This window comes from Streptomyces sp. NPDC016469 (genome assembly GCF_040632905.1).
Classification (GTDB): domain Bacteria; phylum Actinomycetota; class Actinomycetes; order Streptomycetales; family Streptomycetaceae; genus Streptomyces.
On the sequence record NZ_JBEYCQ010000066.1, the window covers coordinates 1 to 10,441 of the forward strand.

The 10,441-nt window shown below is 73.9% G+C and carries 5 protein-coding genes; all 5 read right to left on the reverse strand.

The window, feature by feature from the left end; genetic code table 11:
• Positions 1 to 110 (reverse strand): beta-ketoacyl synthase N-terminal-like domain-containing protein (locus ABZ565_RS34895; RefSeq protein WP_360467756.1); only part of this gene is annotated, 110 nt, incomplete at its 3' end.
• 5 nt (positions 111 to 115) lie between these two features.
• Positions 116 to 3,262, reverse strand: coding sequence for a beta-ketoacyl synthase N-terminal-like domain-containing protein (locus ABZ565_RS34900; protein WP_361036245.1), 3,147 nt, complete (start codon positions 3,260 to 3,262; stop codon positions 116 to 118).
• A 28-nt stretch (positions 3,263 to 3,290) separates the two neighbouring features.
• Positions 3,291 to 6,437, reverse strand: a complete 3,147-nt coding sequence (locus ABZ565_RS34905) for an amino acid adenylation domain-containing protein (RefSeq protein ID WP_361036248.1) — start codon at positions 6,435 to 6,437, stop codon at positions 3,291 to 3,293.
• Positions 6,438 to 6,493: 56 nt separating this feature from the next.
• Entirely contained in the window at positions 6,494 to 7,324 is an 831-nt protein-coding gene (locus ABZ565_RS34910; protein WP_361036251.1) for a hypothetical protein, read from the reverse strand.
• Between the two features lie 71 nt (positions 7,325 to 7,395).
• The coding region (locus ABZ565_RS34915) for an SDR family NAD(P)-dependent oxidoreductase (protein ID WP_361036254.1) at positions 7,396 to 10,441 on the reverse strand (3,046 nt) is incomplete at its 5' end.

Genomic DNA, 10,441 nt, shown 5'->3' on the forward strand with positions numbered 1-10,441 from the left:
ACCGCATCGAACCCACCGACCAACCCCTCCCAAAACTCCCCCGGCCCACCCTCAGCACCCGGAAAACGACACGACATACCGACAACAGCAATGGCCATGGACTCGTTCATCTGGTTCAGCCTCGATCCGTGTTCATGAGCGAGTCCACATAGCTCGCCAGCGCTTCGAAAGTGGGGTGGTCGTAGACGACCGTGGCGGGCAGGTCGACGCCGGTCGACTCCATGACCTTGTTCCGCAGATCGACCGCCATCAGGGAGGTGAAGCCCAGTTCCAGCAGCGGGGTCTCGACGCTCACCTCGGACGGTGAGTCGAGGCCCATCACCTCGGCGGCGACCTCCAGTACGGCGGCCAGGATGAGCGCGGGGCGGTCCGCCGCCGGGGTCGCCGCCAGGCGGGCCGCGGTGGACGGCGCGCTGTCCTCGGGCGCCTCGTCCACGGGCACCCGCACAGCGGTGTCGGTGCGGGCTCGCCCGGGATCGGCGGTGGCCCGGGGCGCGACCTCGTCGAGCCAGTACCGGCGGTGCTGGAAGGCGTACGGGGGCAGGGCGACCGTACGGGGGGCGGAGCCGGCCGTCGCGGCCGGCCAGTGCACGGAGCGGCCTCCGACGTGCAGGCGGGCCAGGGCGGCCAGGAAGGCGAAGGGCTCGTCCTGGTCGCGGCGGGCCAGGGCGATGACGCCGGCCCGGGCGCCGTCGGGGGTGTCCGCGAGGATCTCGGTGATCATCGAGGTCAGGACGCTGTCCGGGCCGGCCTCCAGGAAGGTGGCGACGCCCAGTTCGGCCTGCCGGCGGATGCCGGAGGCGAAGCGGACGGGGCGGCGGACGTGGTCGACCCAGTAGCCGGGGGTGAGGAGTTCGTCCCCGGCGACGTCCCCGGTGAGGTTGGAGACGACGGGGATGCCCGGCCGGTGGTAGATGAGCTGCTTGGCCACGGTCTCGAACTCGGCGAGCATCCCGTCCATGTGCGGGGAGTGAAAGGCGTGGCTGACCTTGAGCAGCTTGGTGCGGCGGCCCTGCGTGGTGAAGACGGCGCCGATCTCCCGTACGGCTTCGGGGTCACCGGAGAGCACCACGGAGGAGGGGCCGTTCTCGGCGGCGAGGGAGACCTCGTGCTCCCGGCCCGCGAAAAGCGGTTCCGCCTCGGCGGCGGTCGCCTCGACGGCCATCATGGCGCCGCCGCCGGGCTGGGCCTGCATGAGGCGGCCGCGGGCGGCGACGAGGGCCGCCGCGTCGGACAGCGACCAGACGCCGGCGACATGGGCGGCCGCGAGCTCGCCGACGGAGTGGCCGGAGACGAAGTCGGGGGTGACGCCGAAGTGTTCGAGCAGGCGGTACAGGGCCACCTCGACGGCGAAAATGCCCGCCTGGGTGTAAGCGGTCTGGTGGACGAGCTCGCCGTCGACCGCCGGGTCCTCGCCGAGCAGCACCGTACGCAGGGGGATGTCGAGGTGGCGGTCGAGCTCCGCGCAGACCTTGTCGAAGGCCTGGGTGAACGCGGGGAAGCGGGCGTACAGCTCGCCGCCCATCCCGGGCCGCTGGGAGCCCTGCCCGGAGAACACCACGGCCAGTGGTGCCTTCGCGGCCGGCTCCGGGGCGCCCTTGGTGAGGCCGGCGGCACCGGCGCCGCGGGCGAGCTTCTCCAGGCCCTGGATCAGCTGGGCGGGCTCGCTGCCGACGACCACGGCCCTGTGGGCGAAGGGGGTGCGCCCGGTGGCCAGGGTGTGGGCGACGTCGACGGTGGCGGTGGGGGTGCGGTGCAGGTGCGCGGCGAGGCGGGCGGCCTGGTCGCGCAGCGCCTTGGGGGTCCGGGCGGCGAGCGGCCAGGCGACGGCGGTGTCGCGTACGGCGGGGCGTACGTCTTCCTGCGGGGCCTCCTCCACGATCACATGGGCGTTGGTGCCGCTGATGCCGAAGGAGGAGACTCCGGCGCGGCGCGGACGCGCCGGGTCGCGCGGCCAGGCGACGGGTTCCTGGAGCAGGGCGACGCTGCCGGAGCTCCAGTCGATGTGGGGGGTCGGGTTCTCGGCGTGCAGAGTGCGCGGCAGGAGCTGGTGGCGCAGGGCCATGACGGTCTTGATGACGCCGCCGACGCCCGCGGCGGCCTGGCTGTGACCGATGTTGGACTTGAGGGAACCCAGGCGCAGCGGGCGGCCGGGCTCGCGTCCGGGGCTGTAGGCGGCCTGGATGGCCCGGCCCTCGACGGGGTCGCCGAGGGTGGTGGCGGTGCCGTGGGCCTCGACGGCGTCGACCTCGCCGGGGGTGAGCCGGGCGTCGGCCAGGGCCTCCTGGATGACCCGCTCCTGTGCGGGGCCGTTGGGGGCGGTGAGGCCGTTGCTGGCGCCGTCCTGGTTGACGGCGCTGCCCCGGATGACGGCGAGGACGGGGTGCCCGGCCTTCCGGGCGTCGGAGAGGCGTTCGAGGTAGAGGACGCCGACGCCCTCGGCCCAGCCGGTGCCGTCGGCCTCGGCGGAGAAGGACCGGCAGCGGCCGTCCGTGCTCAGCCCGCGCTGGCGGGCGAACTCGGTGAAGACGGTGGGGGTGGCCATGACCGTGACGCCGCCCGCGAGGGCCGCGGCGCATTCGCCGCGGCGCAGCGACTGGACGGCGAGGTGCAGGGAGACCAGGGAGGAGGAGCAGGCCGTGTCCACGGTGAGGGCGGGACCGTGCAGGCCGAGGGTGTACGAGATGCGGCCGGAGGCGACGCTGGCGGCGCTGCCGCTGCCGATGTAGCCCTCGAAGCCCTCGGGGGCGGGGTTCAGCCGTGCGCCGTAGTCGTTGTACATGACGCCGACGAAGACTCCGGTGCGGCTGCCGCGCAGGGACCGGGGGTCGATGCCCGCCTGTTCGACGGCCGCCCAGGCGTGTTCGAGCAGCAGGCGCTGCTGGGGGTCGATGGTGAGGGCTTCCTTGGGGGTGATCCCGAAGAGCCCGGCGTCGAAGGAGGCGGCTTCGGGCAGGAAGCCGCCGTGGCGCGTGTAGCAGGTGCCGGGGGTCTCGGGGTCGGGGTCGTAGAGGGCGTCGAGGTCCCAGCCGCGGTCGGCCGGAAAGTCCCCAACGGCGTCGGTGCCGGAGGCGACCAGCTCCCACAGGTCCTCGGGCCCGGCGACGCCCCCCGGGTAGGCGCAGGCCATGCCGACGACGGCGATGGGCTCGTGATGCCGGTCCTCCAGCTCCCTGATGTGCTGCCGGGCCTCGCGCAGATCGATCGTCATCCGCTTGAGGTAGTCGAGCAGCCTGGCGTCTTCGCCGGTCGCGGTCGTCATGTCTCCCCCTCCCCTTGTGGGTGGTGCGTCACTGGTTGTTCGTCTTGCGGATGCGTGCCGCGAGCCGGGCAGGCGTCGGGTCGGCGTACAGGTCGGCCATGGCGAGGGTCGTTCCGGTGGAGTCCTCGACCCGTTGGACGAGCTGGGCGCCGAGCAGCGAGTGGCCCCCGTGCGCGAAGAAGTTGGCGTCGGCGTCGACGTCCGTGCGTTCCAGGAGCTGCTGCCAGAGGGCGATGAGCGCGACGGTGAGCTCGTCACCCTGGTGGGGAGTGCCGCCGGTGTCCGTGCCGCGTTCGCTACGGAGCCGGCCGGCGAGGCGTTTGAGGGCCAGGTAGTCGGTCTTCTGGCTGACGGTGGTCGGGAACGTGTCGACGGCCAGGAATTCCTGAGGGACGGCGGCGCCGGGCAGGCCGGCCCGGGCGTGTTCCCACAGCAGGTCGGCGAGGGGCGCAGGGCCGGTGTCCTGGGCGGGCTCCACGAAGGCGACGAGCAGCGGACCGCCGGGGGCGTCCTCGTCGACGACGACGGCCGCTCCGCGCACCTGCGGGTGTTCCAGGAGTACGGCTTCCACCTCGCCGAGTTCGATGCGGTTGCCGCGCAGCTTGACCTGGCGGTCGGCCCGGCCGTGCAGGGCGAGGCGCCCGTCGGGGAGCCAGCAGGCGAGGTCGCCGGTGCGGTAGTAGCGGCCGTGTTCGGGGTGGGTGGCGAAGCGCTCCGCGGTCAGGTCGGGGCGGCCGTGGTAGCCGAGGGCGACCCCGGCGCCGGCGACGCACAGTTCGCCGCGGACGCCGACGGGAAGTTCGCGCCCGTCCCGGTCGGTGATGAAGGCCCGGGTGTTGTTCATGGGGCGGCCGATGTCGATGGCGGTGGCGCCGTCGGGGACGGTGCCACAGGTGGAGTAGATGGTGGTCTCGGAGGGTGCGTAGGCGTTGCGCAGGACGCAGCCGGCGGCGGTGATGCGGCGGGCGAGCGCGGGCGGCATCGGTTCGCCGCCGGTGACGCCGTGCCGGCCGGCCAGCCGGTGGCCCGCCTTGTCCGCGATGAGCCGCCAGGTGGTGGGGGTGGCCTGGATGATGCCGACGTCGTGGCGTTCGAGGACCTCCAGGAGGGCCTGGCCGTCGCTGCGGGCCGCCTCGGGGGCGACGGCGATCCGGCCGCCGGTGACGAGAGGGAGGAAGAGTTCCAGGGCGGAGATGTCGAAGGTGAAGGTGGTCAGCCACAGCGTCACATCGGCGGCACCGGCGCTCAGTTCGTGGCGGAAGTGATGGATGACGTTGGCGGCGCCCCGGTGGGTGATGACGGTGCCCTTGGGCTTGCCGGTGGAGCCCGAGGTGTAGATGAGGAAGGCGGTGGCGTCGGGGCCGGGGAGGTCCACCGGTTCGTCGACGGTCCGGTCCCTGTCCTGCGACGGCGTGGCGGGGGCCACGGCCGCCATGGGTTCCACGCTTACGGCGGACCCGGCGGCCACGTCGATGCCGGGTGCGGCGAGCACCACGGCGGCGCCGGAGTCCTCCAGCAGGTAGGCGGTGCGCTGGGCCGGGTGGTCGGGGTCCAGGGCGAGGTAGGCGGTGCCCGCCAGCCAGGCTCCGAGGACGGCGGCGGCGAGCTGCGGGCCGCGCCGGGCGGCGAGCGCGACGATGTCGCCGGGGCGGGCTCCGGCGGCGCGCAGCAGGTCCCGGTCGGCGAGCGCGGTGTCCCACAGCTGCTGGTAGGTCGTGGTGTGTTCGCCGTCCTCGACGGCGACGGCGCCGGGACGGGCGGCGACCGTGGCGGCGACGGCCTCCAGCAGGGTGGCGGGTGCGACCTCGGTGCCGGTGGCGTTGGCGGCGTCGATGACGGCCCGGTCCCGCGGACCGTGCAGGGGCAGTTCGCCGAGCGGGCGGTCGGGGTCCTGTCCCAGGGCGACGAGCAGGGCGTCGTAGCGTTCCAGCAGGAATTCGGTGTCGTCGCGGGAGAGGACCTCGGTGTAGAAGACGCCGCGGATGCGGATCTCCTCGGGCGAGGCGAGGAAGAAGAACTCCAGGTCGAACTTGCTGTAGCCGTTCTCGACGAGCAGCCGCCGGGCGGGGACGCCGTCGATGGCGAAGCTGGTCAGCCCGGCGTTGGGCACGTAGTTGAACAGGTGCCGGAAGACGGTGTTGCGCCAGGTCGCGCCGGTGTGCTCGATCTCCGGAAGCAGCACGTCCACCGGCACGTCGGCGTGGGTGATGGCGCCGAAGAAGGCTTCCCGGGCCTCGGCGGCGAGGGTCCGGAAGCCGGCGTCCATGTCGACCCGGGCGCGCAGGGGGAGGGTGTTGACGTGGTAGCCGACGGTTCCGGCGGCGTCGGCGGGGCGGACGTTGGCGGGCGAGCCGACCACGAGGTCGGGCCCGGCGCCGTGGCGTGCGAGCAGCAGGTAGTAGGCGGCGAGGAGGACGACGGCTTCGGGGGCCCGTACCTCCCGCTGGAGGCGGCGGACGGCCTCGTGGGCCTCGGCGGACAGGGTGTGCAGGACCGAGTCGCCGGTCAGCGTGGGGTCGGGCCGGTCCTCGGTGCCGCAGTCCAGTCCGAGAGCCGACGGGTCGAAGTCCCTCAGGTGCTCGCGCCAGTAGGCGAGGCTCTCGTCGGTGGGGGCGGCGGTGGCGAGGGCCGGCTGGGGGGCGGCGAGGTCCTCGGGCAGGTCGAGGCCGGCGGCGACGGCCTCGTAGACCCGGGTGAACTCGTCGAGCAGGATCGCGGCGGAGACGGTGTCGAAGACGATGTGGTGGACGACCAGGCAGAAGACGTCCCCCTCCGGGCCCTGGAGGTGCCCGGCGCGCAGCAGCGGCTGCCCGTCGAACGTGAAGGGCCGGGCGACGAGCGCGGCCACCGCCGCGTCGGTGCCGCCGGCCCCGACCGGCATGGTGCTGACGGTGGCGGCGAACCGGTCGGCCGGGACGGTCTGCTTGACGAGTCCGCCGTCCGTACCGTGGAAAACCGTGCGCAGCGCCGGGTGCCTCCGGACCAGGGCGTCCAGGGTCTGCTGCAGCTCCCACTCCCCGAGCGGCTCCTCGGTGGTGAAGACGACCGAGAGGTTGTTGACGGCACCGGAGGGGACGAGCTTTTCGAGCAGCCACAGCGCCTGCTCCTTGCGGCTGGCCGCCGTGAGGACGGCGTGGGCCGGGCCGTTCCCCGGGGTCTGGGCTGAGGTGAGCATTCCGGATTCCTGTCTGTGACCTGGGAGAGGGAGTACGGCCGGCCGTGCGCGCGGGGTCAGGAAGCGAGCAGGAGCTCGGTGACGGCCCGGGCGACCACGGGACTGCTGAGCAGCTCCACGTGCGGGGTGTCGAAGCGGAGCTCGTCCGCGACGAGGGCGGCCTTGTGGTCCGGGTTGAGCAGGCGGAACCCGTTGAGTCCGCTGGTCGCGGTGGCGGAGGTGATGGCCGTGGAGCGCAGCCAGGCGGCCGCCGGTTCGATCTGCTCGGCGGTCGAGAGGTAGGTGAGGAACGCGCCCGCGGTCTCCGTCATCTCCGCACGGCGCCGGTCGTCCAGGCCGAGCTTGTCGCAGGCCGTCTGGGCGAGGGAGTGGTAGAGCAGGAGGAGCCGGCGGGCGAGGTCGCCGAGGCTCACGCAGGTCTCCTGGGCGCGCTGCGCCGAGTCCTGGACGCGGCCGACCTCGGCGGCGCCGACGGCGGGTTCCATCTGGCCGACGGCCTTGTGGAACTGCCAGTACATGCTGGCGGCCGCGGCCCGCTCCGGGTCGAAGAGGATCGTCTGCGGGAAGGAGCCCTGCCACTTCTCGACCTCCTCTGCGATGGCGGCCGCGTAGACGCTGCCCGCGCAGAACGCGAGGACGGCCTTGACCCGCTTGCCGCTGGTGCGGACCTCGTCGACCCACTGCTTGACGTACGCGTCGGCGGGCAGATCGGGGCGGGAGGCCACGGCTGCGGGAAGGGTCTCCCAGACGGTGAAGCCGGTTCCGAGGAGCGGGACGAAGTCGCTGAAACGGGCCTCGCCGCGGCCCGTCGCGTCGAAGTCGACGGCGAGGACGACCTCGTCGGTGTCGCCGGAGATGAGCTCTTTCCACGTGCTGAGGCTGGTCATGGGATTCCGGTTCCGTTCTGTGGTGAAGGGGCGGTCGGTTCGGGTGCTGCGGCCGGACACGGACTCGGGAGCTACAAGCTCCCGCCGAACTCCTGGTCGATCAGGTCGAGGAGCTCCGACGCGGAGGCGGACTCGATGTCGGCGGCGCCGTTCGGGGGCGCCGCGCCGTCCGCCGCCGCCCAGCCGGCCAGCAGCTCTTCCAGCCGGGCCGCGACAGTGCGGCGCAGGTCGTCGCCACCGGCATCGGCGGCCAGGCCCACGAGGGAGGCCTCGAGCCGGTCGAGGTCGGCGAGTACGGGCTGCCTGTCGATGGCGGGTTCGGCCAGCTTGTGGACGTACTCGGCGAGTTCGCGGGGGTTCGGGTGGTCGAAGACGAGGGTGGAGGGCAGGGCGAGGCCGGTGGCCGCGCCGAGCCGGTTGCGCAGTTCGACGGCGGTCAGTGAGTCGAAGCCGAGGGACTTGAAGGAGAGGTCGTCCTCGATCCGGGCCGTGTCCGCGTGGCCGAGCACGACCGCGATGGTCGTACGGACCAGCTCCCGGACGATTCCCTCCTGTTCGGGCCGGGCCAGGCCGGCCAGCCGGTCGGTGAGCTTCGTCCCGGCCGAGGGCTGGGCACCGGCGCCGCGGCGGACGGGCGTACGGGCCAGGCCGCGCAGCCGGTCCGGCAGGGTGTCCGCCTCGGCCTGGGCGCGCAGCGCCGCCGCGTCGAAGCGGGCCACGACCGGTACCGGGGCCGGCGCGGCGAGCGCCGCGTCGAACAGACCGAGCCCTTCGGCGGCGGACAGCGGCAGCAGGCCGCCGCGTCCGGCCCGGGCCAGGCCCGCCGCGTCGAGGCGGGTGGCCAGCCCGGTGCCTTCGCCCGAGGTCTCGCCCCACAGGCCCCACACCAGGGAGACCGCGGGCAGCCCCTGGGTGCGGCGCTGCTCGGCGAGGGCGTCGAGGTAGGCGTTGGCGGCCGCGTAGTTGGCCTGGCCGGCGTTGCCCGCTTGGCCGGCGAGCGAGGAGAAGAGGACGAAGGCGTCCAGTTCCAGGTCGGCGGTCAGCTCGTGCAGGTGGCGTGCGGCGTCGGCCTTGGGCCGCCACACCGCCGCGAAGCGTTCGTGGGTCAGCCCCTGCACGATGCCGTCGTCGAGGGCGCCCGCGGTGTGGACCACCGCGGTGAGTGGATGGGCAGTGGGGACGGTGGACAGGAGTGCGGTGAGCGCGTCCCGGTCGGAGGTGTCGCAGGCGGCCAGGGTGACGGTCGCGCCGAGGGCTTCGAGTTCGGCCCGCAGGGTGTCGGCCCCGGGTGCTTGTGCTCCGCGCCGGCCGGCGAGCAGCAGGTGGCGGACTCCGTACGTGGTGACCAGGTGGCGGGCGAAGAGCGCGCCGAGCGCACCGGTGCCGCCGGTGATCAGGACCGTGCCCCCAGGGGCGAACCGGATGGCTGCGTCAGCCTGCTCCGGACGGATCGGGGCGATCCGCGGGCGGGCCGCCGCACCGCCGCTCAGGAGCAGTTCGGGCTCCCCCGCGGCCAGGGCGGACAGCGTGCCGCGTGCGGTGCCGGTGCCCGTGCCCGTGTCCGCGCCCGTGTCGATCAGGACGACGCGGCCCGGGTTCTCGGAGCCGACGACCCTGAGCAGCCCCCACATGGCCGCCGCCACCGGGTCCGTCCCGTCAGTGGCTCCGCGGCTGAGGAGGACGAGGGTGCTCCCGCCCAGGCCGTCTTCGGCGAGCCAGTACTGGACGAGTTCCAGCAGCCGGTACACGGCCGTGCCCGGATCCGCGTCGGCAGGCGGGGCCGTCAGGATGTAATCCGGCGCGGTGCCGCCCCCGGCGACGGCCGCCGCGAGAACCCGTATGTCGTCATACGCCTCCTGGGCGATGCCGAGCGCGCCGCGAAGCCCCGCCGGATCGGCGCCGAGCCACACGGCCCGGTCGGAGGCACTCTCGGCGACGGGCAGCTCGACAGGCTCCCAGCGCACATGGTGCAGCGGCAGCCGGTCGGTGCGCAGCGCGGCGAGGGCAGCTTGGTCGATGGCCCGCACGGTGAGCGTGTCGACACCGCCGAGAGGAGCACCCGAGGTGTCGGTGAGGAGCAGCCGGACGGTGTCGTCCCCGGTCAGGTCGAGCGTCACCCGCAGCGCCGCCGGCGCGGTGGCGGGTGCCGTCAGCCCCGTCCAGGAGTACGGGACGCGCAGCCGCAGGCCCTCGTCGCCGGCCTCGGCCAGGGCGGTCACGACCAGCGGGTGCAGGGCCGAGTCGAGGAGCGCCGGGTGCAGGGCGTACCCGGCGGGGGTGGTGCCGGGGGCGAGTTCGACCTCGGCGTACAGCGTTCCACCGCTCCGCCACAGAGCGGTCAGGCCCTGGAAGGCGGGACCGTACTCGTATCCCTGGTCGGCGAGCCGCCCGTAAGCGTCGGCGAGGTCCACCGGAGTGGCGCCGGCCGGAGGCCAGTCGGAGCCCGCGGATGCCGGGTGAGCGGGCGCCTCGGCAGCGAGGAGGCCTTGGGCGTGCAGGGTCCACTCGGCGGCGTCGGCGTCGGAGGAGGTCTCGGGGCGGGCGTGGACGGAGAGTTCGCGGCGGCCGGAGGGATCCGGGCTCTGGACGGTGAGCTGGATCTGCACGGCTCCGGTCGCCGGGAGGGCGAGCGGGGCGTGCAGCACCAGGTCGTTGACGACGCCCGCGTCGCACTGGGCCGCGGCGAACAGGGCGAGGTCGGCAAAGGCCGCGCCGGGCAGCAGGACCGTGCCGGCGACCGTGTGGTCGGCGAGCCACGGCTGCGTGGCGAGGGACAGCCGGCCGGTGAACAGCACCGTCTCCGACCCGGCCACGGCCACGGCCGCTCCGAGAAGGGGGTGCGTGGTGGCGGTGAGACCGGCGGTGGACACGTCGCCGTTGGCGGGGGCGGACTCGAGCCAGTAGCGGGCGCGTTGGAAGGGGTAGGTGGGGAGGTCGAGCGGCTTCTGGGGTTCGGGGAGGGCTGTGGTCCAGTCGACGGGGACGCCGTGGGCCCATGCCTGGCCGGCGGAGAGCAGGAACTGTTCCAGGCCGCCTTCGTCCCGGCGCAGTGACGGCACCGCGAGCGCGGTCACGGCATCGGCGGCTTCGAAGGTCTCCTGGAGACCGATGGTCAGG

Bases quoted from the DNA above. Each gene is read 5' to 3' on its own strand.
- ABZ565_RS34900 (WP_361036245.1), bottom strand. From the start codon at position 3,262: ATGACGACCGCGACCGGCGAAGACGCCAGGCTGCTCGACTACCTCAAG.
- ABZ565_RS34905 (WP_361036248.1), bottom strand. From the start codon at position 6,437: ATGCTCACCTCAGCCCAGACCCCGGGGAACGGCCCGGCCCACGCCGTC.
- ABZ565_RS34910 (WP_361036251.1), bottom strand. From the start codon at position 7,324: ATGACCAGCCTCAGCACGTGGAAAGAGCTCATCTCCGGCGACACCGAC.